General features: G+C 76.4%; 22 protein-coding genes. 8 read left to right on the forward strand and 14 right to left on the reverse strand.

Translation table 11 applies throughout. The annotated features are described in order from the left end of the window. Position 1: 1 nt before the first annotated feature. Both GA0070213_RS07425 and GA0070213_RS07430 read left to right on the forward strand, forming a co-directional pair. Positions 2 to 1,408 (forward strand): class II 3-deoxy-7-phosphoheptulonate synthase, encoded by a 1,407-nt coding sequence (locus tag GA0070213_RS07425; protein WP_091059480.1) that lies wholly within the window; start codon positions 2 to 4, stop codon positions 1,406 to 1,408. 1 nt (position 1,409) lies between these two features. Beyond that, entirely contained in the window at positions 1,410 to 2,429 is a 1,020-nt protein-coding gene (locus GA0070213_RS07430; protein WP_091059484.1) for a threonine aldolase family protein, read from the forward strand. 3 nt (positions 2,430 to 2,432) lie between these two features. Here the strand turns inward: GA0070213_RS07430 and GA0070213_RS07435 are convergent, their stop codons facing one another. Together GA0070213_RS07435 and pknB are read right to left on the reverse strand one after the other, a co-directional pair. Then, positions 2,433 to 3,290, reverse strand: a complete 858-nt coding sequence (locus GA0070213_RS07435) for a deoxyribonuclease IV (RefSeq protein WP_175441258.1) — start codon at positions 3,288 to 3,290, stop codon at positions 2,433 to 2,435. A 20-nt stretch (positions 3,291 to 3,310) separates the two neighbouring features. After that, a complete protein-coding gene (gene pknB, locus GA0070213_RS07440) occupies positions 3,311 to 5,296 on the reverse strand; it encodes a Stk1 family PASTA domain-containing Ser/Thr kinase (protein WP_091059490.1) in 1,986 nt (661 codons plus the stop codon). A 143-nt stretch (positions 5,297 to 5,439) separates the two neighbouring features. On the opposite strand from pknB, the gene GA0070213_RS07445 reads away from it, so the two are divergent. Next, the gene (locus GA0070213_RS07445; RefSeq protein ID WP_091059493.1) at positions 5,440 to 5,820 is read left to right on the forward strand and encodes an Rv2175c family DNA-binding protein; all 381 of its coding nucleotides are present in this window, start codon (positions 5,440 to 5,442) and stop codon (positions 5,818 to 5,820) included. Between the two features lie 106 nt (positions 5,821 to 5,926). Here the strand turns inward: GA0070213_RS07445 and GA0070213_RS07450 are convergent, their stop codons facing one another. Next, complete coding sequence (locus tag GA0070213_RS07450; RefSeq protein ID WP_091059496.1) at positions 5,927 to 7,009, reverse strand: polyprenyl synthetase family protein; 1,083 nt, start codon at positions 7,007 to 7,009, stop codon at positions 5,927 to 5,929. A 9-nt stretch (positions 7,010 to 7,018) separates the two neighbouring features. Then, positions 7,019 to 7,444, reverse strand: a complete 426-nt coding sequence (locus tag GA0070213_RS07455) for a helix-turn-helix domain-containing protein (protein ID WP_245716297.1) — start codon at positions 7,442 to 7,444, stop codon at positions 7,019 to 7,021. 220 nt (positions 7,445 to 7,664) lie between these two features. On the opposite strand from GA0070213_RS07455, the gene metF reads away from it, so the two are divergent. Both metF and GA0070213_RS07465 read left to right on the forward strand, forming a co-directional pair. Beyond that, complete coding sequence (gene metF, locus GA0070213_RS07460) at positions 7,665 to 8,582, forward strand: methylenetetrahydrofolate reductase [NAD(P)H] (RefSeq protein WP_091059499.1); 918 nt, start codon at positions 7,665 to 7,667, stop codon at positions 8,580 to 8,582. 44 nt (positions 8,583 to 8,626) lie between these two features. Further along, positions 8,627 to 9,316 carry a CDP-alcohol phosphatidyltransferase family protein gene (locus GA0070213_RS07465; protein WP_091059501.1) on the forward strand — a complete coding sequence of 230 codons (690 nt, stop codon included), beginning with the start codon at positions 8,627 to 8,629 and terminating at the stop codon, positions 9,314 to 9,316. 64 nt (positions 9,317 to 9,380) lie between these two features. Here GA0070213_RS07465 and GA0070213_RS07470 read toward each other — a convergent pair whose 3' ends face one another. The 10 genes from GA0070213_RS07470 to GA0070213_RS07515 are packed head-to-tail and all read right to left on the reverse strand — an operon-like array spanning position 9,381 to position 18,322. Next, positions 9,381 to 10,868 (reverse strand): phytoene desaturase family protein, encoded by a 1,488-nt coding sequence (locus tag GA0070213_RS07470; RefSeq protein WP_091059504.1) that lies wholly within the window; start codon positions 10,866 to 10,868, stop codon positions 9,381 to 9,383. Positions 10,869 to 10,880: 12 nt separating this feature from the next. Further along, entirely contained in the window at positions 10,881 to 12,008 is a 1,128-nt protein-coding gene (locus tag GA0070213_RS07475) for a glycosyltransferase family 2 protein (RefSeq protein ID WP_091059506.1), read from the reverse strand. Continuing rightward, a complete protein-coding gene (locus GA0070213_RS07480) occupies positions 12,005 to 12,841 on the reverse strand; it encodes a carotenoid biosynthesis protein (RefSeq protein WP_091060143.1) in 837 nt (278 codons plus the stop codon). The genes GA0070213_RS07475 and GA0070213_RS07480 overlap by 4 nt, the downstream gene beginning before the upstream one ends. 56 nt (positions 12,842 to 12,897) lie before the next feature. Further along, entirely contained in the window at positions 12,898 to 13,461 is a 564-nt protein-coding gene (locus GA0070213_RS07485) for a GNAT family N-acetyltransferase (RefSeq protein WP_091059508.1), read from the reverse strand. Further along, positions 13,458 to 14,189: a monooxygenase gene (locus GA0070213_RS07490; RefSeq protein WP_091059510.1), complete on the reverse strand. Its 732-nt coding sequence runs from the start codon at positions 14,187 to 14,189 to the stop codon at positions 13,458 to 13,460. Before GA0070213_RS07490 ends, GA0070213_RS07485 begins: the two co-directional genes overlap by 4 nt. Next, positions 14,186 to 14,680, reverse strand: coding sequence for a YbaK/EbsC family protein (locus GA0070213_RS07495; protein ID WP_091059514.1), 495 nt, complete (start codon positions 14,678 to 14,680; stop codon positions 14,186 to 14,188). Before GA0070213_RS07495 ends, GA0070213_RS07490 begins: the two co-directional genes overlap by 4 nt. Before the next feature lie 49 nt (positions 14,681 to 14,729). After that, on the reverse strand, positions 14,730 to 15,548 hold the full coding sequence (locus GA0070213_RS07500; RefSeq protein ID WP_245716298.1) for a TetR/AcrR family transcriptional regulator: 819 nt from the start codon (positions 15,546 to 15,548) through the stop codon (positions 14,730 to 14,732). A 37-nt stretch (positions 15,549 to 15,585) separates the two neighbouring features. Further along, positions 15,586 to 16,383: an FAD:protein FMN transferase gene (locus GA0070213_RS07505; protein ID WP_091059518.1), complete on the reverse strand. Its 798-nt coding sequence runs from the start codon at positions 16,381 to 16,383 to the stop codon at positions 15,586 to 15,588. After that, the gene (locus GA0070213_RS07510; protein ID WP_091059520.1) at positions 16,380 to 16,904 is read right to left on the reverse strand and encodes an FMN-binding protein; all 525 of its coding nucleotides are present in this window, start codon (positions 16,902 to 16,904) and stop codon (positions 16,380 to 16,382) included. Before GA0070213_RS07510 ends, GA0070213_RS07505 begins: the two co-directional genes overlap by 4 nt. A gap of 20 nt (positions 16,905 to 16,924) precedes the next feature. Then, the gene (locus GA0070213_RS07515; protein ID WP_091059525.1) at positions 16,925 to 18,322 is read right to left on the reverse strand and encodes a ferredoxin reductase family protein; all 1,398 of its coding nucleotides are present in this window, start codon (positions 18,320 to 18,322) and stop codon (positions 16,925 to 16,927) included. A 546-nt stretch (positions 18,323 to 18,868) separates the two neighbouring features. Between GA0070213_RS07515 and GA0070213_RS07520 the strand changes: the two genes are divergently transcribed. The 3 genes from GA0070213_RS07520 to GA0070213_RS07530 all read left to right on the forward strand — a co-directional run bounded on the left by GA0070213_RS07520 (position 18,869) and on the right by GA0070213_RS07530 (position 21,923). After that, complete coding sequence (locus tag GA0070213_RS07520) at positions 18,869 to 19,396, forward strand: SAV_6107 family HEPN domain-containing protein (protein ID WP_091059528.1); 528 nt, start codon at positions 18,869 to 18,871, stop codon at positions 19,394 to 19,396. Positions 19,397 to 19,521: 125 nt separating this feature from the next. Then, positions 19,522 to 20,259, forward strand: a complete 738-nt coding sequence (locus GA0070213_RS07525; RefSeq protein ID WP_091059532.1) for a hypothetical protein — start codon at positions 19,522 to 19,524, stop codon at positions 20,257 to 20,259. Beyond that, positions 20,256 to 21,923 carry a DNA polymerase Y family protein gene (locus GA0070213_RS07530; protein ID WP_091059535.1) on the forward strand — a complete coding sequence of 556 codons (1,668 nt, stop codon included), beginning with the start codon at positions 20,256 to 20,258 and terminating at the stop codon, positions 21,921 to 21,923. Before GA0070213_RS07525 ends, GA0070213_RS07530 begins: the two co-directional genes overlap by 4 nt. The last annotated feature ends 220 nt before the right edge of the window (positions 21,924 to 22,143 follow it).

Genomic DNA, 22,143 nt, shown 5'->3' on the forward strand with positions numbered 1-22,143 from the left:
CATGCGCCATGAGTGGCACCAGCTGAGTCACCCCGCCGTGGGCAGCCCGGGTCTGCAGACCAGCCGCCCGACCGCCGACTCCGCCGAGGACGTGGCCCTCGGCCTCGACCGCTGGCGGGAGCTGCCGCGCGCGCAGACCCCGCCCTGGGGCGATCCGGCGCAGGTCGCCGAGGTCTGCACGGTGCTGGACACGGTGCCGTCCGTGGTCGCGCCCTACGAGGTCGACCAGCTGCGGCGGCGCCTCGCGCTGGTCTGCGAGGGCAAGGCGTTCCTGCTCCAGGGCGGCGACTGCGCGGAGACCTTCGCCGACAACACCGAGAGTCACCTGCTGGCCAACGCCCGCACCCTGCTCCAGATGGCGATCGTGCTCACCTACGGCGCGTCGCTGCCGGTGGTCAAGGTGGCCCGGGTCGCTGGCCAGTACACCAAGCCCCGGTCCCTGCCCACCGACGCCCGCGGCCTGCCGGCCTACCGCGGCGACATGATCAACTCGCTGGAGACCACGCCGGAGGCGCGGGTCGCCGACCCGCAGCGCATGATCCGGGCGTACGCCAACTCGGCCGCCGCGATGAACATGCTGCGGGCCTACCTGGCCGGCGGGCTGGCCGACCTGCACGCGGTGCACGACTGGAACAAGGACTTCGTCCGGCAGTCCCCGGCCGGCGAACGCTACGAGGCGATCGCCCGGGAGATCGACCGGGCCATCGCCTTCATCCGGGCCTGCGGGATGACCGACGAGGAGGCGCTGCGGACGGTCACGCTCTACTGCTCCCACGAGGCCCTCGCGCTGGAGTACGACCGGGCGCTCACCCGCATCTCGGACCGCCGGGCGTACGGGCTGTCCGGGCACTTCCTCTGGATCGGCGAGCGGACCCGGCAGATCGACGGCGCGCACATCGACTTCATCTCCCGGATCGCCAACCCGATCGGCGTCAAGCTCGGCCCCACCACCACGCCGGACGAGGCGATCGAGCTGTGCGAGAAGCTCAACCCGGAGAACGTCCCCGGCCGGCTCACGCTGATCAGCCGGATGGGCAACCACCGGGTCCGCGACGCGCTGCCACCGATCGTCGCCAAGGTCACCGCCGCCGGCGCCAAGGTGGTCTGGCAGTGCGACCCGATGCACGGCAACACCCACGAGTCCTCCAACGGCTACAAGACCCGGCACTTCGACCGGATCGTCGACGAGGTGCTCGGCTACTTCGAGGTGCACCGCGGCCTGGAGACCCACCCGGGCGGCCTGCACGTCGAGCTGACCGGCGAGGACGTCACCGAGTGCCTCGGCGGAGCCCAGGGCATCGAGGACCTCGACCTGCCCGACCGGTACGAGACCGCCTGCGACCCGCGACTGAACACCCAGCAGTCGCTGGAGCTGGCCTTCCTGGTTGCGGAGATGTTGCGTGGATAGAGTGATCGACCTTCGGACCGACACCGTGACCCGGCCGACGCCGGGGATGCGGGAAGCCATGGCCACCGCCGAGGTGGGCGACGACGTCTACGGCGAGGACCCGACCGTCACCGCGCTCGAGGCCGAGGTGGCCGCCCGGTTCGGCCACGAGGCGGCGCTGTTCGCCCCGAGCGGCTCGATGGCCAACCAGATCGCCCTGCAACTGCTCGTGTCGCCCGGCGACGAGCTGCTCTGCGACGCCGACGCGCACGTGGTCACGTACGAGGTCGGCGCCGCGGCCGCGTACTCCGGAATCTCGTCGCGGACCTGGCCGGCGGTGGGCGCGGACCTCGACCCCGACGTGGTCGCCGGGATGATCCGGCCGGACGGCTACTTCGCGGTGCCCACCCGGGCGATCGCTGTGGAGCAGACCCACAACCGGGGCGGCGGCGGGGTGATCCCGCTGCCCACGCTGCGCCGGCTCCGATCGGTCGCCGACGAGCACGGGCTGGTGCTGCACTGCGACGGCGCCCGGATCTGGCACGCGCACGTGGCCGACGGGGTGCCGCTGGCGGAGTACGGCACGCTGTTCGACACGCTCTCGGTCTGCCTCTCCAAGGGCCTCGGCGCGCCGGTCGGCTCGCTGGTGGTGGGCAGCGCCGAGAAGATCGCCCGGGCCCGTTTCCTGCGCAAGCGGATGGGCGGCGGCATGCGGCAGGTCGGCATCCTCGCCGCCGCCGGCCGGTACGCGCTGGCGCACCACGTCGAGCGGCTCGCCGACGACCACGCCAAGGCCGCCCGGCTGGCCGAGGCGGTCGCCCCGCACGGCGTGCTCACGACCGGGGTGCGGACCAACATCGTGCCGCTGGACCTGACCAAGCACCCGCTCGACGCGCACGCCCTCGCCGCCGCCACCCGGGCGGAGGGCCTGTTGATCTCGGTGCTCGGCCCGCGTACCGCCCGGCTGGTCACCCACCTGGACGTCACCGACGCCCAGATCGACCGCGCCGCGGACGTCCTGACCGCGGCGCTGCGAGGCTGACGATCAGGGGTGGAGGCGCCTGAGGGTGGCGATGTCGGCCGCGTGGCCGACGTGCTTCTCGCTGGGCGTCTCCACCAGCACCGGCACGCCCGCCGTCGCCGGGTGGCGCATCAGCTCCGCGAACGCCGGTTCGCCGATGCTGCCCTTGCCGATGTTCTCATGCCGGTCCCGGGTGGAACCGCACAGGTCCTTCGAGTCGTTGGCGTGCACCAGCCGTAGCCGGTCGGCGCCCACGGTGTCGACGAGCGTGTCCAGCGTGGCGGTCATGCCACCCTCGGCGGCCAGGTCGTGCCCGGCGGCCCAGGCGTGGCAGGTGTCGAAGCAGACGCCCAGCATCGGGTGCCGGTCGACCGCGTCCAGGTAGGGGCCGAGGTGCTCGACCCGGGAGGCCAACGACCGACCGCCCCCGGCGCTCGGCTCGACCAGCAGCATCGGCCCACCGGTCGCCGCCGTCTCGTCGAGCAGCGGCAGCAGCGACTCCCGCACCTGCCGCAGGGCCGCCTCGGCGTGCCCGTCGTCGACCGAGCTGCCGGCGTGGAACACCACGCCCTGGGCGCCGATGGCCCGACCCCGCCGCAGCGCGTGGGCCAGCGTCTCGGCCGACCGGGTGACCGTGGCCGGGGTGGGGGAGCCGAGGTTGACCAGCAGCGAGGCGTGGACGAACACGGGCAGGCCCCGCTCGCCGCAGCCGTCGCGGAACAGCGCGTCCTGCGTCGGGTCACCCGCCGGCAGTGCCCAGCCGCGCGAGTTGGAGACGTAGACCTGCACCACCTCCGAGGCGGCCGCGTCGGCGTAGGGCAGCGCCGCCCGGGCCAGCCCGCCGGAGGTGGGGGTGTGCGAGCCCACCCGCCGGGCTGGCAGGACCGGCTCGCTCCTCGCGCTCACAGGCAGGTCACCGTGACCGTGGTGCCCGGCGGCACCGGGGTGTTCTCGGCCGGGTTCTGCAGCCGGGCCACCCCGTTCGGGTTGAGCTGCACGTTGACCGGGAAGCCCTGGCTCTCCAGCGTCTGCTTGGCCTGCTGGCAGGGCATGTCGACCACCCGGGGGACGGCCACCTGGGGCGGACCCTTGCTGATCTCCAGCTTGACCTTGGCGCCCTTCTCCACGCCGGTGCCGTCGGCCGGGCTCTGGCCGAGGATCTCGTCCTTCGGCTTGTCGGAGTCCTTGTAGTTCTCCTCCGCGGTCAGCTCGAGCTTCGCCAGGATGCCGCGCGCCTCGTTGATGTTCTTGCCGACCAGGTTGGGCACGGTGACCGGGGCGCGGCCCTTGCTGAGGATCAGCGTCACCTTCGACCCGGGCTTGACCACCGTGCCCACCTTCGGGTCGGTGGCCAGCACCACGCCGGCCGGCAGCGCGTCGTCGTAGCGGGAGGCACCCTTGGCGGGCACCAGCTTGGCGCCGCTCAGGTCGGCCTGGGCCAGCTCGTAGTCCTTGCCGACGACGTCCGGCACCGGCAGCCGCTCCGGGCCGAGCGACAGCGTCAGGGTGATGGTGCCGCCCTTGACGATCCGGGCGGCCGACCCGGGCGCCTGCCCGAGCACCGTGTCCTTCGGCACCGTCTCGTCGTAGCGGGGGTCGGCGTAGCGCAGCGTGAAGCCGCCGCGCTGGGCCTGCGCCTCGGCCTCCGCCTTGGTCATGCTGACCAGCTGCGGCGCGACCGTGTAGCGGCCCACCCCGAACCACCAACCACCGAGCGCGGCCACCAGGCCGAGCACCACGGCCGCCGCGGCGACGGCCAGCCGGCCGCGCGGCGAGCCCATGACCCGGGTACGCAGGGCGGCCAGCCGGGCGCCCGGCCCTTCCGGCTCGTCGGCGCGACGCCGGTGCGGGCGCTGCTGCCCGCCGCCCTCGGGCAGCCGGGCCCAGGCCGGCCGCTCGGCCGGACGGACCGCGGCCACCACCTGGGTCGGCTGGCTCAGCACCGCCGTGTCGTCGCTGATCTGGCGCAGCACGGCGGTGTGCGCGTGCGGGTCGCCCAGCTCGTCGCGGGTGGCCTGCACCTCGGTCAGCAGCGTGCCGGCGTCGGCCGGGCGGGCCGCCGGATCGCGCCGGGTGGCGCGGGCGACGAGCGCGTCGAGGACCGGCGGCAGCGCCGGGACCAGCGTCGACGGCGCCGGCACGTCGCGGTCGACGTGCTGCCAGGCGACCTCGACCGGGCGGTCGCCGTCGTAGGGCACCCGGCCGGTGAGCATCTCGAACAGCACGATGCCGGCCGAGTAGACGTCGGTGCGCGGGTCCGCGTGCCCCTGGGTGACCAGCTCCGGCGCCACGTAGGCCACGGTCGCCATGAGCTGGTTGCCGTTCTCCTCCTCGGCGCTGGCCTCGACGGCCCGGGCCAGGCCGAAGTCGGCCACCTTGACCACGCTGTCGACCAGGTTGCGGCTGCCGCCGGCGGGCGCCTCGGCGACCAGCACGTTCTCCGGCTTGACGTCGCGGTGCACGAGACCGGCCCGGTGCGCGGCGGCGATCGCGGCGAGCATCTGCTCGGCGATCGCGAGCGCCTCGTCCGGGTTGAGCCGGCGTCGCTCGGCGAGCACGTCGCGCAGCGTGCGGCCGCGGACGTACTCCATCACCAGGTAGGGCAGGCCGGCGTGGATGCCCTGGTCGTAGACCGCTACCACGTTCGGGTGGGTGAGCCGGGCGATGGTCTTCGCCTCGTCGGTGAAGCGCTCGACGAAGCCGGCCATCCGGGCCCGCGCCTGCGGTGCCTGGGTCGGGTGAATGATCTTGACCGCCACGGTGCGCTCCAGGCGCTCGTCGGTGGCGGTGTACACGGTCGCCATGCCGCCACGGGCCACGCGACCGCGAATGCGGTAGCGCCCGTCGAGCAGCGAGCCCAGCAACGTGTCGGCGACCTGTGTGTCCATCGGCAGGCAGTCTATGTGTCGGGACGGTGAAGGTTGAACAGGATGCTACCGCCGGGGTCCGACGAGGGTGGGCCGGCACGCTACCGGGAGGCTTCCAGGGGTGCCGTGCACCCGCCGGCGGCGGCACGTGGCAGGGTGGTCGGGTGACCGATTCCGTACCCGCCGAGACCGGGGCCGACCTGCCCGGACCGACCGACCCGGCCGGCTGGCTGACCCTGCCGGACGTGGCCGAGCGCCTCGAACTGTCGATCAGCAAGGTGCACCAGATGATCCGGGACCGGGAGCTGCTCGCGGTGCGCCGCGACGGTGTCCGCCGGATCCCGGCCGAGCTGGTGGCCAACCGCAACGTGCTCAAGCACCTACCCGGCGTGCTCAACCTGCTCGCCGACGCCGGGTACGACGACGAGGAGGCGCTGCGCTGGCTCTACCGGGAGGACCCGAGCCTCCCCGGCACTCCCGCCGCCGCGCTCGCCGGCGACCTGGCCCGCGAGGTCAAGCGCCGCGCCCAGGCCGTCGCCTTCTGACCCACCCCTGTCGATCATGAGGTTGGCGGCACTGTTGGAGATCGATTCCGCCGCCAACTTCATGATCGACCGCGCGGGTGGGGGCGCGGGCGGGGTGCGGGCGGGGTCAGTCGGCGCGGCGGGTGGCGGCGATGGCCAGGTCGACCAGCGCCTGACGTGCCTCGGTGTCCAGGTCGACGGCGGTCAGCGCGGCCAGGGCGCCCTCGGTCAGCGTGGCGATCCGGCGCTCGGTGCGCGCCAACGCGCCGCTCGCGGTGATCAGCTCGCGTAGCCGGGTCACCCCGGCGGCGTCCAGGTCCGCCGCGCCGAGCCCGCCCAGCAGCAGCTCCCGCCCGGCCGGGTCGAGCGCCTCCAGGGCCGCCGCCACCAGGTAGGTCCGCTTGCCCTCGCGCAGGTCGTCGCCGGCCGGCTTGCCGGTGCGCTCCGGGTCGCCGAACACCCCGAGCACGTCGTCGCGCAGCTGGAACGCCTCGCCCAGCGGCAGCCCGTACGCCGAGTAGGCCGCGTGCACCTCCGCCGGCGCGCCGGCCAGCGCGGCGCCCAGCAGCAGCGGACGCTCGACGGTGTACTTCGCGGACTTGTAGCGGGCCACCTTGCCGGCCCGCTCGACCGAGGTGTCGCCGGTGGCCTGCGTCAGCACGTCCAGGTACTGCCCGACGGTCACCTCGGTGCGCATCTCGTCGAAGACCGGCCGGGCCCGCGCCACCGTGGCCGGGGCCAGGCCGGCGGAGTGCAGCAGCTCGTCGGACCAGACCAGGCAGAGGTCGCCCAGCAGGATCGCCGAGGCGTCGCCGAACGCGTCGGCGTCACCGCCCCAGCGGGCCGCGCGGTGCCGGGCGGCGAACCGCCGGTGCACCGCCGGCTCACCGCGCCGGGTGTCCGACCGGTCCATCAGGTCATCGTGGATCAGCGCGCTGGCCTGCACGAACTCCAACGCCGCCAGGGTGGCGACGACCTGGTCGGAGTCGATCCCGCCGGCGCCACGGTAGCCCCAGTAGCCGAAGGCCGGGCGCAGTCGCTTACCGCCGCCCAGCACGAACGCCTCGATCGCCTCCGCGACCGGCAGCAGGCCGTCGTCGACGGCGGCCAGCCGGGCGCGTTGGCCGGCGAGGAACTCGGTGAGCGCCTTGTCGATCCGCTGGCGCAGGCCGGCGCGATCGACGGGGGAGACGGGAGCAGCGTGGGTCACGCCCCGACGCTAGTCGGTCCCCGCCGGGCCTGCCCCGTCGCCGCCCCGGCGCGCCGCCCGGACCCGCCGCGCCCGCGCCCGCCCGGGCGCGCCCGGGACCTGCCGCCCGGACCCGCCGCGCCCGCGCTGGCCCGGGCGTGCCCGGGACCTGCCGGCCGGACCCGCCGCCGCGCCGAGCCGGCGACTGCGCGCGGTGGCCTCGGCGATCAACGTGCCGGGGACCCCGAGGACGGTCGCCAGCCAGGCGGACCAGAAATCGCCGGGGAGCCGGAGCTGACGCTCCCACCGGGACACCTCGTGCCGGGTGAGCGTGGGCACGCCGGAGGCGGCGCACAGCTCGGCGGCGAACCGCTGCTGGCTCCAACCGCGGGCGGCCCGCAGCTCGGCCAGGAGCGGCCCCAGCAGGCGGGGGCCGGGCGGCGAGGACGGGATCATCGGGACCTCCGGGGCGACGGCGCGGGTGGCGACGCGGACACCCGGCCGTGGCGCACCGGCGCGTCGCCGTCGTGGCGACCCCCGCGCGGGCCCCCGGGCCGGCCGTCGGCCGCCCACCGCGCTGAGGTCTTTCTACCCCCGGGGTACGACGTCGCGCCCGGCCCGCTCGCGGGCTGGGAAGGTCCTCGGCACACCGGCCCGATCCGGTTACAGTCGGTCCGTGGCGCTCGGTCTCCCCTCGGTCCTCCCCAATCCGCAGCCGGCGATCGGGGAGCTGATCCGTGACGGCCGCCCCACCTTCTCGTTCGAGTTCTTCCCGCCGAAGACCCCCGCCGGCGAGAAACTGCTCTGGCAGGCCATCCGCGAGCTGGAGTCGCTGCTCCCGTCGTTCGTCTCGATCACCTACGGCGCGGGCGGCTCGACCCGGGACACCACCGTCGCGGTGACCGAGCGGATCGCCACCGAGACCACCCTGCTGCCGATGGCGCACCTCACCGCGGTCAACCACTCGGTCGCCGAGCTGCGGCACGTGATCGGCCGGCTCGCCTCGGTCGGGGTCCGCAGCGTGCTGGCCGTGCGGGGCGACCCGCCGGGCGACCCGGGTGGCGAGTGGGTCACCCACCCCGAGGGCGTCCGCTACGCCGAGGATCTGGTCCGGCTGGTCCGCGACAGCGGCGACTTCAGCGTCGGGGTGGCCGCCTTCCCGTACAAGCACCCGCGCTCGCCCGACGTGGCGAGCGACACCGCGCACTTCGTCCGCAAGTGCCGGGCCGGCGCCGAGTTCGCCATCACCCAGATGTTCTTCGACGCCGACGACTACCTGCGGCTGCGCGACCGGGTCGCCGCCGCCGGCTGCGACACCCCGATCCTGGCCGGGGTGATGCCGGTGACCCAGATCGGCACCATCGCGCGGTCGGTGCAGCTCTCCGGCGCGCCGTTCCCGCCGGCGCTGGCCGAGCGGTTCGACCGGGTGGCCGACGACCCCGAGGCGGTGCACCGGCTCGGCGTCGAGCAGGCCGGCGAGATGTGCGCGAAGCTGCTGGACGAGGGCGTGCCGGGGATCCACTTCATCACGCTCAACCGGTCCACCGCGACCCGCGAGGTCTGGCAGCGCCTGCGCGCCGACGCGCGGGTGTGACCACCCGCCACACGACACCCGGAGCGCCCTTCTACGGTTGATCCGTGGTGGGCACACAGCTGAACTGGGACCAGTACGCGACCGCGTGGGCGCGGCTGCACGGTGGGTTCGATCCCCGTAGCGCCGCGCCGGTGGTGCGCGCCTGGCTACGCTTCGCCTACCACGTGGGCTTCGTGCTGGGCCGGCTCCGGGTCGGCCCGACCGCGGTGACCGTGTTCGGGGTGCTGCTCTGCTTCTGCGTACCCCTGCTGGTGGGCCGGCCCGGCGACGGACCGTTCCTGGGCTCGCTCTTCGTGCTGCTGGCCGCCGTGGCGGACAGCGTCGACGGCGCGGTGGCGGTGGCCACCGCCCGCACCACCCGGCTGGGCTACGTCTACGACTCGGTCGCCGACCGGCTCGGCGAGGTGGCCTGGCTGATCGCGTTCTGGCTGCTGGGCGCGCCCGGCGCGCTGGTCGTCGCCGCCGGCGGCCTGTCCTGGCTGCACGAGTACGTGCGCGCCCGCTCGGTGTCGGCGGGGATGCGGGAGATCGGCGCGGTGACCGTGGGGGAGCGGCCCACCCGGGTCTGCGTGGCCCTGGTCGGGCTGCTGGTGGCCGGGCTCACCGGGCTGATCGACGCCGACCTGACCGCCGGCACCGCCACCATGGCCACCACCGTCTGGGTGCTGCTCGCCGGCTTCGGCCTCGGTCAGTTGTTCTCCGCGGTCCGCCGCGCGCTCGTCGACGCCGGCTGACCGCCCGGCGGGGTGGTGAGAAGGGGCCCCTTCTCTACCGGAGGCGTTGACAGGGGGCCCCGCCTTACCACGCCGGGCCGATGGCGTCGGCGACGATCTCCGCCGACATGGTCACCATGGGGAGGCCGCCGCCGGGGTGGGTGGAGCCGCCGACCAGCCACAGCCCGGCCACCGGGCCCCGGTTCGGCGGACGCAGCAGGCCGCCGGCGGTGCCGTAGATCGCCCCGCCCGGCGCGCCGGTGGCCGCGTCCAGGTCGGCCGGCGTGCGGACCTCCCGGAACACCAGCCGGTCCCGCACGTCCACCCCGCGCTCGGCCAGCACGTCGAGGATCCGGTCCGCGTACGCCTCGGCCAGCCCCGGCCGTCGCCAGTCCACCGCGTCCGGGGCGGTGCCGTGCCGGGGCGCGTTGACCAGCACGAACCACGCCTCGTGGCCGTCCGGCCGGACCGCCGGGTCGTCGGCTGCGGTGACGAACACGGTCGGGTCGGGCGCCGGCCGGGCCCGTACGCCGCGGCCGGGGTCGCCGAAGACGGCGTCGAACTCGGCGTCGTAGTCGCGGGGGAAGAAGACGCTGTGGTGGGCCAGCCCGGAGTCGCCGCGCACGCCGAGCAGCAGCACGAAGCCGGCCAGGCTGCGGTCGGTCAGCGCGGCCAGCCGGCGCGGGTGCGGCAGCAGGTCCCGGTAGACGGTGAGCGCGTCGGTGTTGGCCACCACCACGTCGGCCGGGACCGGCGCGGCCGAGCCGGCGACCCGGACCCCGTGCACCCGGCCACCGGCCGCGTCGATCCGGGTGACCGCCGCGCCGGTGCGCACCACCACGCCGAGGTCCAGGCAGCGCGACAGCAACGCGTCGGCCAGCGTGCCCAGCCCGCCGCGCAGGTACCAGCCGCCGAACGCCAGCTCGGCGTAGGGGACGGCGACCAGCGCGGCCGGCGCGCGGCGCGGGTCGGCGCCGGTGTAGGTGGCGTACCGGTCGAGCAGCATCCGCAGCCGCGGGTCGGACAGGTGCCGGCGGCCCAGCCCGCGCAGCGTGCGGCCGGGACCGATGGCGGCCAGGTCGCCCAGCCGCCAGGCCAGCGCGGCCAGGTCGCGCGGCGAGTCCACGGTGCGACGCAGGATGTCCCGGTGCGACGCCTCCCACACCCGGGCGGCGCGCCGCCACAGCCGCTGCCAGTCGGCGGCGGACCGGTCGCCGAACGCGGCGCCGATCCGGGCGGTGAACTCGTCCGGGTCGGCGCAGGAGTCCAGCGTGGGGCCGCCGTCGGGGAAGACGTGCCGCACGATCGGGTCCAGCGGGACCAGGTCGAGGTATTCGTCGAGCTTCGCCCCGGTGGCCTCGAACAGGTCGTGGAAGACCTGCGGCAGGGTGACCAGGCTCGGCCCGGTGTCGAAGCGCCACGACCCCTCCGGGGTGTGGTGCGCCCACCGGCCCAGCTTGCCGCCGACCGTGCCGGCCCGTTCCAGGACGGTGACCTCGTGCCCGGTGACCGCGAGCCGGGCGGCGGCGGCGAGTCCGCCCACGCCGGCGCCGATGACCACGATGCGCGCCATGGGGTGCTCCTCCTAGGTGACCGGGCGACCCCGCCAGGTGAGCCGGCGTCGCTTCCGCAGATGGTACGACCGGACGGTCAACCAACCGAGGACCACGACCGACACGGGGTGCGCCAGCGCGTCGGGCCAGGCCCGCCCGCCGGTGGCCCGGGCGCTGACCACGCGCCCGGTCACGCCGGCCAGGTAGGCGAGCGTCGCGATCCCGGCCACCGCCGGCGCGCCGGCCAGCAGCGCGGCGCCGGCCAGCAGCGGTGGCGCGGTGTAGAGCAGGAGCAGCAGGGCCAGCACGACCGCCGCGCCGGCCGGATGGCCGAACGAGGCCCACAGCGACTTGGTGTAGCCGTCGCGCAGTTGCGGCCAGTCGTCGTACATCCGGCAGGACGCCAGCCGGGAGCCGTCGGCCAGCGCGATCCGGCCGCCGGCCCGCTTCACCGCCCGGGCCAGCTCGATGTCCTCCAGCACCTTGTCGGCCACCGCCGCGTGCCCGCCGGCCCGCAGGTAGCCGGCCCGGTCCACGACCAGGAACTGCCCGCCGGCCGCGGCCAGCGAGGGCCGCCGCGAGCGTTCCATCGCGCGCAGTGGCAGGAACGTCAGCCACAACCACTGCAACAGCGGCTGCACCAGCCGGTCGGCCGCCGTCCGCACCACGATCCGGGGGTACGGCGACAGCAGCGTCGCGCCCGCCGCGCGCAGCTCGGTCACCGCCGCCGCGACGGCGTACGGGGTGAGCACCACGTCGGCGTCGACGAAGGCCAGCACGGTCGGCTCCGGATCGGTGCGGGTGGCGAGCTGCCAGCAGGCGTGCGGCTTGCCCAGCCAGCCGGGCGGCGGGGCGACGCCGGTGAGCAGCGTGACCCGCGGGTCGGCGCCGACCACCGCGCGGACCACGTCGGCGGTGCCGTCGGTGGACCCGTCGTCGAGCACCACGATCCGCAGCCCGGGCACGCCGCGCTGGGCGAGCAGCGCGCGCAGGCACGGGGTGACCCGGTCGGCCTCGTCGCGCAGCGGCAGCAGCACTGCCACGCCCTCGCCGACCCCGGCCGGCCCGCCGGTGGGGCGGCGTAGCCAGGCGAGGGCGTTGACGAGCGTGTGCCCGGTGAGCGAGGCGACCGCCACCACCAGCGCGAGCGCGGCGGTCATGCCGGCGCGTCGACCCGGGGCGCGGGTTCGGCGGCGACGGCCCGCTCCCGGCGGCCCCGCCACAGCACCACCGCCAGCGGCACCGCGGCCACCGCCATGCCGGCGGCGCCCCACACCGCGGAGGCGGGCAGCCGGAGGAAGACCGCGTGCGCCAGCACGCTGGAGGCGTACGTCCAGAGGTAGAGCGCGAACATCGGGGCGTCGCGGCGGTCGACCCGGTCGACGGACGGCCCGGCGAGCGGGCGCAGCGCGACGGCGAGCAGCACGGCGAAGCCCAGCCAGCCGAGGTAGTTGCTGACCGGGATGCCGGGCAGGCCGGGCAGCGCCGGGGTGGCGTCCCGCCAGGTCCAGTAGCCCTCGGCCACCATCTGCGGATCGAGGAACAGGTCCCACGCGGCCAGCCCCACCGCCGCCAGCGCGACCCGTGCAAGGCGGGGCCCCTTCTTAACGCCTCCGGTAGAGGCGGGGCCCCCTTTTAACCCCTGGGTGAGCCGGACCGCGGTGAGCCACGCCGGCCAGGCCATCCAGGTCCAGGCCAGCGGGATGATCAGCGGCACGCCGGCCAGCTTCGGGCCCAGCTCGCCGGAGTAGTCGTAGCTGCCGAACGGGAACCCGGTGGCCACGCCGAGCGCCTCGACCGCGAACCCGCCGCCGGTCACCACCGCGACCAGCGCGGCCGCGACCCGGGCGCCCCGGGTGAGCAGCGCGTGGGCGACGGAGAGCAGCCAACCGAGCACCACCGTGGCCACCGTCAGCCCGGCCCGGGTCGCACCGCCGGTCAGCGGATAGCAGATCTGGGCGAGGACCAGCACGGCCAACAGCGCCCAGGGCAGCCGGAACGCGCCGGACCGCGAGCGCGGGGCTCGCGGGCCCGGTTCACCCCCCGAGCTCACGGGGCTTCCGCCGGGCCGGCGGCGGGCAGCGGCAGGTCCCGGCCGAGCACGCCGAACGGCCGCTCGTCACCGGGGAAGTGGAAGTGGCGCAGCACGTCGACGAAGCCGAACCGGCGGTAGAGCCGCCAGGCCCGCGACGTCCGCTCGTCCGCCTCCGGGGTGGAGAGCAGGGTGGTGTCGCCCTCGGCCACGCTGAGCAACGCGCGCAGTTGGCGGGCGCCCACGCCGTGCCCCTGGGCGGGCGGGCGCACGTGCAGCTCGACCACCTCGAACGGGCGGGCCAGCCAGCGCTGCCGGGTCTCCGCGTCCAGCGCCCGGTGCACCTGGTCGTGCCACCACTGCCCGGTGGCGCCCAGATAGCCGTACCCGAAGCCGGCCAGGTGCCCCTCGGTGGTGAGGCTGGCGACGGCGCGGAACCCGGGTCGCCGGACGTGGGTGGCGATGTAGCCGCGCCGGGCCTCCAGCAGGTCGGCGCGGTAGCCCATCGCCTCGCCGTAGACGGCGACCACGTCGTCCAGCCGGCGGACCAGGTCGTCCGGCGTCCAGCGCACCAGCCTCATGCGTTCCCTCTCGCCGAGTCGGGGTCGCCGTCGGCGGCGACCCAGCCGAGCACCGTACGGTCGCCGACCACGTCGCCCACCGCGAACCGCGCGAACAGTTCCTCCGCGTACCAGCCCTCGGTGGGGGTGCGGGTGATCGCGGCGCGGTGCTCGGGGGAACGGTACGCGAAGGCGACGAGGTCCGTCGGGTCGCGCCACACGCTCACCGTGCCCTGCCAGCCCAGCGGCGCCTCGCCGACGCCGAACCGGGCGAGCAGCCCGGGGGCGGCGTGCAGCTCGGCGGCGACCGGCGGGATCGCCCGCCAGAACGTGGCCGCCCGGCGGGCCCGCAGCCGGGCCCGGGTCAGCGCCAGCACCGGCCCGGTGACCCGGCCACCGGCCGGCGTGCCGAACGGCTCCCGGCCGGACCACTCGCCGCGGCTGGTCAGCGGCCGCAGCTCCAGCCGGACGGCGGCGTCGGCGATCCGGGCCCAGGAGCGGGCGACCGGGGAGGCGTCGAAGCAGGCCGCGGCGGCGGGGGAGTCCCAGACCACCAGCGCGGCCCACCGGGTCAGGTCGGCGTCGCCGGGGCCGAAGCCGGTGCCGGTCCCGGTGCCGAGCAGCTTGGCGAAGCGGACGCCGGGCAGCCGGCGCAGCCGTGCCGGGTGGGTCGCCATCCGGGCCAGCGCGCCGGGCACCGCCCGGCGGGGGACGCGCCACACGTGCAGCGTGACGAGACCGGGGTTCACGCCACCTCGGCCGGGTCGCCGCCGGTGAGCCGCAGCAGCTCCGGGTAGGTGGTCGGGAACACCGCCTGCGGCACGCCGCCGGCCGCCCACACCTCGTCGTACTTCTTCAGGGCGGTGTCGACCAGGGTGCGCAGCGGCCCGGGGTGGCCGAGCGGGGCGACCCCGCCGATCACCTGACCGGTGTGCCGCCTGACGAAGTCCGGGCTGGCCCGGCGCAGGTGGGCCACGCCCAGCGTGGCGGCCAGCCCGGCGGTGTCCACCCGGTGCGCGCCGGAGGTGAGGACCAGCAGCGGCGCGTCGTCGGCGTCGAAGATCAGCGAGTTGGCGATGGCGCCGACGTCGACGCCGAGCGCGGCGGCCGCCGCGGCGGCGGTGTGCACCGCCTCCGGCAGCAGGCGGACGGCGCTGGCGTGCCCGGAGAAGTCCCGCGCCCCCGCCTCGTCGAGCGCCCGCTGCACCGCCCGCACGTTCGGATGTGGCTCAGACTGCATGCCCCCATTCTCCCCCCGCCGGCCGGACCACCCTCGCCGGGTGCGTCGATCATGAGGTTGGCGGTGTCGCCGCCCGGCGTGTCGGACCGCCAACCTCGTGGTCGACCGAGGGTGGCGTGGCGGCGGCGCGGGAGTGGAGCAGGGTCTGGATGCCGTCGAGGATGCGGGTGAGGCCGAAGTCGAGGGTGGGGTCGGGGGTCGGGGAGGCGGGGTCCGTGGGGGAGTGGGGGGTGGCGGGGGCGGCCAGGGCGGCGGCGAGGGCCGGGAAGCGGGCCTCGCGGCCGTGCACCAGCGCGGCGAACGCCGCCTCCCGACCGGAGTCCGGTGGCAGGCCGGCCAGGTTGCGGGCGTGCCCCACCAGCAGCGTCGCCACGTCGAGCCGCTCGGTCGCGGTGAGCCCGGTCCCGGCGAGCGCGGCCACCACGCGGTCCACCCAGGACAGCTCGTTCGGGCCGGGCAGCCGGGCCCCGACGGCCGCCGCCTGCGCCCAGGGATGCCGGCGGAACCGCTCGACCAGCCGCCGGGTCCAGTCGTCGAGCCGGGCCCGCCAGTCCGCGTCGGCCCCGGCCGCCTCCCGGCCGGCGTCCGGGCCGGGCGGCGGTGGCTCGCCCAGCGCCTCGTCCAGCATCAGGGCGACCAGTTCGGCCCGGCCCGGCACATAGCGGTAGAGCGCCATCTTGGTGACGCCCAGCGACTCGGCGACCCGTTGCATGGTCAGCCCGTCGAGCCCGTCCGCGTCGGCGACGGCGATGCCGGCGCGGGCCACGGCGGCCGGGGAGAGCGTGGGGCGGGGCCCGCGCCGGGGGCCGGCGGGCGCGCCCCAGAGCAGCTCGAACAGCCGCTTCTTGTCGACCTCACCGGCCCGCACGGATCGCCCTCCCGCCTCCGGCGGCCCGGGTCCGCCGTCAGGGAGACGATACGGTGGCCCGCCCGGGCCAGCCCGGGGTGGCCCGGGCCCGGCCGGCGGTGTCCACCAGCAGGGCCGCGTACCCGTCCAGGGTGGCCAGCCAGTCCGGTGCGTCCGCGCCCCGGGCGACCGCCGCGGTCGCGTACACGTCGGCCCAGAGCAGGTCCGGGCCGACCACGGTGACCGACCGGAGCGCCTCGGCCGGCCGCCCGGCACGCGGGTCGGTGATGTGCGCGCCGCGCCGCGCGGTGCCGGAGGTGGCGACCGCGCCGCCGGCCCGCTCGACCACGTCGAGCATCCGCTCGGGCCGGTCCGGGTCCTCGATGCCGATCCGCCAGCGCGGCCGGCCCGGCGCGGTCCGCAGCAGCACGTCCCCGCCCGCGTTGAGGCACAGGTCGTGGTCGGCCAGGTCGGTCAGGTGCCGGGCGGCCCGTTCCACCGCCCAGCCCTTGACCAGGCCGGACGGGTCGTAGCCGGTGCCGCCCAGCGGCAGCGGCAGGCGGCGGGCGTCGAACCACCCGTCGGTTCGCGCGCGGGCCGTCTCGCAGAGCCCGACCACCTCGCGCACCAGCGGGTCGGCGGTGGCCGCCGGGCCGGGCGGCGCCCCCCGGAGCCGGCCCAGCACGCTCTCCGGCCGCCAGGTGCTGAACACCGCGTCGGCGGCGCGCAGCTCGGCGAGGACCCGGGCCACCCGCTCCTCGACCTCCGGGGTACGCACCAGCGGGCCCCGCAGGTGCACGCTGACCGGCAGCCCCATCACCTGCGCCACCCAGGCCCGGCGCTCCGGCCCGCTCATTTGAGGTGCGCCGCGTCGATGGCGGACTGGAGCGACTCCCGGTAGCCGTCGCTGGTGACGGTGGCCCCGGAGACGCTGTCGATCTCGGCGCTCTGCGCGGCCAGCGCCTCCTGCCGCAGGATCGGCACCGCGTAGTCGTTGATCTCCTGGTCCCGCCGGTTGCCGTCGGGCACCTGCACGGCCGCGACATCGGTGATCTTCCCGGCCGAGACGGTGATCTTCACCTGCACCGGACCCCACCGGGTCTGCGCCACCGACCCGGTCGCCGTGCCGCCACCGCCGGTCGTGCCGCCGTCGCCGCCGGTCGTGCCGCCGTCGCCGCCGGTCGAGGAGCCGCCGCCGGTGTCACCGCCCGACGGTCCCGAGCCGCCGTCCGTGCCGCTCCAGGTGCCGCCGCCCGGGTCGTTCCCGGTGGCGACCGCGCCGGTCTCCCCGCCCGCGCCCATGGTGCTGGTCCGGTAGCTGAACAGCAGCACCAGCGCGGCCACGGTGGACAGCAGCCAGATGGTGATCCGTCGCACGGATCCTCCCTTCGCGCCCGTCACCAGGCGAACAGTTCGTGATGGACGTGCGCGTCGGGCACCCCGGCCGCGCGGGTCGCGGCGCGCACGGCGTCGACCCAGCCGTCCGGGCCGCAGAGGAAGACGTCGTGCCCGGCCACGCCGGGGGAGAGCCGGCGCAGCGCCTCGGCGTCGGCGAGCCCCTCGGCGTACGCGGGCAGCCAGGACGGCCGGGCCGCCCGGGGGCCGACCAGGTGGTGCACCACCAGCCCGCGTTCCGCGACGAGCCGGTCCAGCTCGGCGGAGAAGGCCAGGTCCTCGCCGGTACGCGCGCGGTAGGCGAGCACCGCCTGGCCGGGCGCGTACGGCAGCTCCCAGAGCAGCGCCAGCAGCGGGGTGAGACCGACGCCGCAGGCCAGCATCGTGATCCCGCCGCCGCGCCAGTGCTGCCCGGTGAGCCGCCCGTACGGCCCCTCGATCAGCACCCGGGTGCCGGGGCGCAGGGCGGCCACCCGGGCGCTGCCGTCGCCCAGGTCCTTGACGGTGATCCGCATCAGGTCCCCGTGCGGCGGCGCGGACAGCGAGTACGGGTGGGCGCGCGACCAGCCGGGGCCGTCCAGGAACCGCCAGAGCAGGAACTGCCCGGCCCGGACCGGCAGCCGGTGCAGGTTCCGCCCGCGCAGCCAGACCGAGGTGATCCCGGGCGCCTCGGGCACCACCGCGGCCACCTCGATCCGGTGTCGCAGCGTGCGCCAGGCCGGCAGGCCGAGCCGCCAGACGAGCACGCTGGCCAGGGCCAGCAGGTAGACCGTCCACCAGTAGGCGCGGGCGAGCGGCGAGGCGAGGAAGTCGGCGCCGGTCCAGAGCTGGTGCGGCAACGCCAGCGCGACACCCAGGTAGGCGTAGAGGTGCAGCAGGTGCCAGGACTCGTAGCGCAGCCGCCGCCGGGCCGCGCGGACCGAGGTCGCCACCACCAGCACCAGCAGCGCCAGCGCCGCGGTGGCCAGCAGCATCCCGGGGTACGTGACGACCAGGTCCCAGGCCTCGGCGAGCACCCCCTGGCGGGCGGTGCCGGCGTACCCGAGGACGGTCAGCAGCACGTGCGCCAGCAGCAGGTGGAACGAGGTGAAGCCGGCGAGCCGGTGCCAGCGGGCGATCCGGTCCTGGCCGAAGCGGCGTTCGAGCAGCGGCACCCGGGCCATCAGCACCACCTGGACCAGCATCAGGTCGGCGCTGAGCAGGCCGGTGAGCCGGCCGAGCGAGGTGAGCCCGGTGGCGGCGCCGGCCAGCAGCTCCTGCACCCCGCGGTCGGCGGTCCACAGCGCGGTGACGACCAGCAGGCTGAGCGCCGCGAGGGTGCCGGCGACGTCGGCCCACCAGGTCGGGGCGGCCGGCGGCGTCGGGCGTCCGGCCCGCCGGCCGGCCACGGTGGCGGTCACCGGGCGGTCTTCTCGGTACGGCAGACGTTCATGGGGTAACCGTCTGCCGGTGAGTTCCGGTTCTCCTTTGTCGGGGCTGTGCCCCGGCTGGGAATCCGTACCGCGCGCCGGCGTGTCCCCGGCGCGTCACACATTGCGTTTTCGTCGGTGGGGAGGTGTACTGTCAGGGTAGTTAGAACGAGTGTTCGATTCGATCGCGATCGGTTCCCCGCCGACGCGATCGGGGCATACACCGTTCGCCAAGCTCCGGAGGCGGTGTTTCGCGGCACCGGCTTCCGGAAGGTGCGGCTCCGCGGGCCGCACCGGGGCTTCGGACAGTCGCGAGTCCGAGCCCGACAGGCAGGTCGTCGCCCGCCGCCCACGACCCCCGGGCGGCGGGCGACGGACCCGCCGGCACGCCGGCCGGGTGTGGGTGTGGGGAAGCGTTCACACCCGGCCGGCCGCCAACACTGGTGCGTCTTCCTCCGCACCGACCGCTCCGGGTGACCGGGCGACGGTTCCCCGTCGCGCGATCGCCCGCCCCGGCCCCACGCGGAGGAGAGACCCATGCCGACCAGTCCGGCCCAGGCGCCCACGGTGCCCGCGCACGTGCTGCCGCACCGCACCCCCGCCCAGCTGCTCGTGGTGGCCCGCGACGGGTTGGTCGAGGCCGCCCGCACCCGCCCCGACGGCCTCCGCTACGCGGCCGCCCACCTCGCGGCGCTGCGCGCCGCCGCCGCCGTGCTCGCCGCCCGGGCCCGTCCCGCCCCCACCCGGCGCAACCGGATCACCAGCGTCTGGGTGCTGCTCGCCACCGTCGCGCCCGAGCTGGACGAGTGGGCTGCCCTCTTCGCCGCCGGCGCCGGCAAGCGGGCCGCCGCCGAGGCCGGCATCCCCCGGGTGGTCACCGCCCGGGAGGCCGACGACCTGCTGCGCGCCGCCGAACAGTTCGTGACCGTGGTGGAGACCGCGCTCGGGCTGGCGCACCAACCGGCGCTCGACGGCCTGCACCGGCCGCTCCGGCTCGGTGGGTCCGACGCCCCGTCGCGTCCCGGTTCGGCCGCCGCGTCGCGTCCCGGGGCGGCCGCGGCCTGAGTCGTGGCGCCCGGCCGCCATCGGCGGGACCCGGGTGGCCGGGCGCCGCTCCCACCGCACCACATGATCCACAGCACCACCCACGGGCCGGGGCCCGTGGCGAAACACGACGGGGGGTTGGTCCGATGGCGGGCCGCATGGTGGTCGGTTCCGCCGCCCTGGCCGAGCTGGTGCGCCCGGCGAGCGCACCCGACCCGGCCGGCGGCCATCGGGTGCTCCCCGTCCGGGCCGAGCTGACCGGGCTGCTGCCCAACCGGGGGCTGCGTCGCGGCAGCACCGTCGCGGTCGGCCTCGGCCAACCCCGGCACAGCGGGGCCACCTCACTGATCCTGGCACTGCTCGCCGAGGCGTCCCGGGCCGGCTCGTGGTGCGCCGTGGTCGGCGTACCCACCTTCGGGGCCGGCGCGGCGGCGGAGGCCGGGATCGCCCTGGACCGGCTCGCCCTGGTGCCCGACCCCGGGCCGGAGTGGCCCACCGTGGTGGCCGCGCTCATCGACGGGGTCGACGTGGTGGTCACCGCCGTGCCGACCTCGGTCTCCGCCTCGGTCTCCGCCCGGCTGGCCGCCCGGGCCCGGCAGCGTGGCAGCGTGCTGGTGCCGTACGGGCGGTGGGACGGCGCGGACGTGACGCTCCAGGTGGTCCGCGGCGTCTGGCAGGGGCTCGGGCCGGGCCGCGGGCGGCTGCGCCGGCGGGAGGTGACCGTCTCGGCCCGCGGGCGGGGTGCCGCCGCCCGGCCCAAGGAGATCAAGGTGTGGCTGCCCGGCGACGAGCTGACCCGGGTGATCCCCCGCGCCGCCGGGTCCGGCGTCCCCGCCGCCTCGACCCGCCGGCTGCGCGTGGTGACCCCGGTGGCGAACCCGTGAGCGCGCCGCCGCGGGCCCTGCTGCTCTGGTGCCCGGACTGGCCGGTCCTCGCCGCCGAGATCGTCGACGGGGTGCCCGCCACCGACCCGGTCGTGGTGCTGCACGCCAACCGGGTGGTCGCCTGCTCCGAGCGGGCCCGGGCCGAGGGGATCCGGCGCGGGCTGCGCCGGCGGGAAGCGCAGGGCCGCTGCCCCGGGCTCACCGTCGTCGACCACGACCCGGGCCGGGACGCGCGGGCGTTCGAGCCGGTGGTGGCCGCCGTCGAGGAGGTGGTCGCCGGCGTCGAGGTGATTCGGCCCGGCGCGTGCGCGACCGCCGCCCGGGGGCCGAGCCGCTACCTCGGTGGCGAGGAGGCGGCGGCCGAGCGGATCGTCGAGCACGTCGCCCAGAGTTGCGTGGTGGAGAGCCAGGTCGGCATCGCCGACGGGGTCTTCGCGGCCGGGCTGGCCGCCCGGGAGGGGCGGATCGTGCCGGCCGGCGGCACCGCGGAGTTCCTGGCCGGCCGTCCGATCGAGGCGCTCGGCCGGCCCGCCCTGGCCGACCTGTTGCGCCGGCTCGGCATCCGCACCCTCGGCGACTTCGCCGCGTTGTCCGCCGGGGACGTGCTGGCCCGGTTCGGCTCCGACGGGGCGCTGGCGCACCGGCTCGCCGCCGGGCGGGACGACCGTCCGCTCGCGGTCCGCCGGCCGCCCGCCGACCTGACCGTCACCGCCGAGCACGACGAGCCGATCGGCCGGGTCGACGCCGCCGCGTTCGTCGCCCGGACGCTGGCCGAGCGCCTGCACGAGCGGCTCGCCGCGTACGGGCTGGCCTGCACCCGGCTCGGCATCGAGGCGGTCACCGCGCACGGTCAGGAGCTGCACCGGGTGTGGCGGCACGACGGCCTGCTCACCGCCGCGGCCATCGCCGACCGGGTCCGCTGGCAGCTCGACGGCTGGCTCTCCGGCAGCAACGGCCGGGGTGGCGCCCGCCCGACCCGACCGACCGCCGGCATCGTCCGGCTGCGGCTGGTGCCGGACGGCGTGCTCGCCCAGGCCGGCCTGCAACCCGGCCTGTGGGGAGAGACCGGCGCGGAGCGGGAACGGGCGCACCGCGCGCTGAGCCGGGTCCAGGGCATTCTCGGCCCCGAGGCGGTGGTCACCGCCGTGCTCGGTGGCGGGCGCTCCCCGGCCGACCAGGTGCGCCTGGTCCCGTGGGGCGACGAACGGGCACCCGCCCGCCCCGGCCCGCCGGCGCTGCCGGTCGTGCCTGCTGGTTCGGCCTCCGCGTCGGCCGCAGGCTCGGACGGGGAGGTGGCGGGACGGGCCCGGGCCGGTCGGGGGCGGGCGGTGGCCGAGCCGCCGTGGCCGGGGCGGATCCCGCCGCCGGCGCCGGCCGTGGTGCTGCCCACCCCGCTGCCGGCCGAGGTGCGCGACGCGACGGGGGAGCCGGTCGTGGTGAGCGCCCGGCTGGTGGTCAGCGCGGCGCCGGCCCGGCTGATCGTGGGCACCGGCCGCCCGTCCGGGATCTCCGGATGGGCCGGCCCGTGGCCGGTGGACGAGCGCTGGTGGGCGCCGGCCGAGGCGCGTCGCCGGGCCCGGTTCCAGGTCTGCCTGGCCGACGGCACCGCCCTGCTGCTCGCGGTCGAGGGTGGGCAGTGGCTGGTGGAGGCGATCTATGACTGAGCGAAGTGCCTCGGCGCCGCGGCGTGCCGACGTGCCGCGCCGGCTTCCACCCGGCGGAGCCTACGAACTTGATGACGTAAACGGCTCACCGCGCCGAACCGCCGCCGCCGCTGCCGTAGTCGTAGCCGGAGCCGGAGCCATGACTCATCCGTGCCATCAAGTTTGTAGGCGACCGCAGACCGGCCTTCGGCCGATCGGCTCGGCCGATGCCGGGTGGGGG

The organism is Micromonospora humi, assembly GCF_900090105.1.
In the GTDB taxonomy this organism is placed as follows: Bacteria; Actinomycetota; Actinomycetes; order Mycobacteriales; family Micromonosporaceae; genus Micromonospora; species Micromonospora humi.

What these genes read in the sequence shown, in the direction of transcription:
- GA0070213_RS07425 (WP_091059480.1), top strand. Translation starts at nt 2, where the DNA reads ATGCGCCATGAGTGGCACCAGCTGAGTCACCCCGCCGTGGGCAGCCCG.
- pknB (WP_091059490.1), bottom strand. Translation starts at nt 5,296, where the DNA reads ATGGACACACAGGTCGCCGACACGTTGCTGGGCTCGCTGCTCGACGGG.
- GA0070213_RS07455 (WP_245716297.1), bottom strand. Translation starts at nt 7,444, where the DNA reads ATGATCCCGTCCTCGCCGCCCGGCCCCCGCCTGCTGGGGCCGCTCCTG.
- GA0070213_RS07470 (WP_091059504.1), bottom strand. Translation starts at nt 10,868, where the DNA reads ATGGCGCGCATCGTGGTCATCGGCGCCGGCGTGGGCGGACTCGCCGCC.
- GA0070213_RS07475 (WP_091059506.1), bottom strand. Translation starts at nt 12,008, where the DNA reads ATGACCGCCGCGCTCGCGCTGGTGGTGGCGGTCGCCTCGCTCACCGGG.
- GA0070213_RS07485 (WP_091059508.1), bottom strand. Translation starts at nt 13,461, where the DNA reads ATGAGGCTGGTGCGCTGGACGCCGGACGACCTGGTCCGCCGGCTGGAC.
- GA0070213_RS07495 (WP_091059514.1), bottom strand. Translation starts at nt 14,680, where the DNA reads ATGCAGTCTGAGCCACATCCGAACGTGCGGGCGGTGCAGCGGGCGCTC.
- GA0070213_RS07505 (WP_091059518.1), bottom strand. Translation starts at nt 16,383, where the DNA reads ATGAGCGGGCCGGAGCGCCGGGCCTGGGTGGCGCAGGTGATGGGGCTG.
- GA0070213_RS07520 (WP_091059528.1), top strand. Translation starts at nt 18,869, where the DNA reads ATGCCGACCAGTCCGGCCCAGGCGCCCACGGTGCCCGCGCACGTGCTG.
- GA0070213_RS07525 (WP_091059532.1), top strand. Translation starts at nt 19,522, where the DNA reads ATGGCGGGCCGCATGGTGGTCGGTTCCGCCGCCCTGGCCGAGCTGGTG.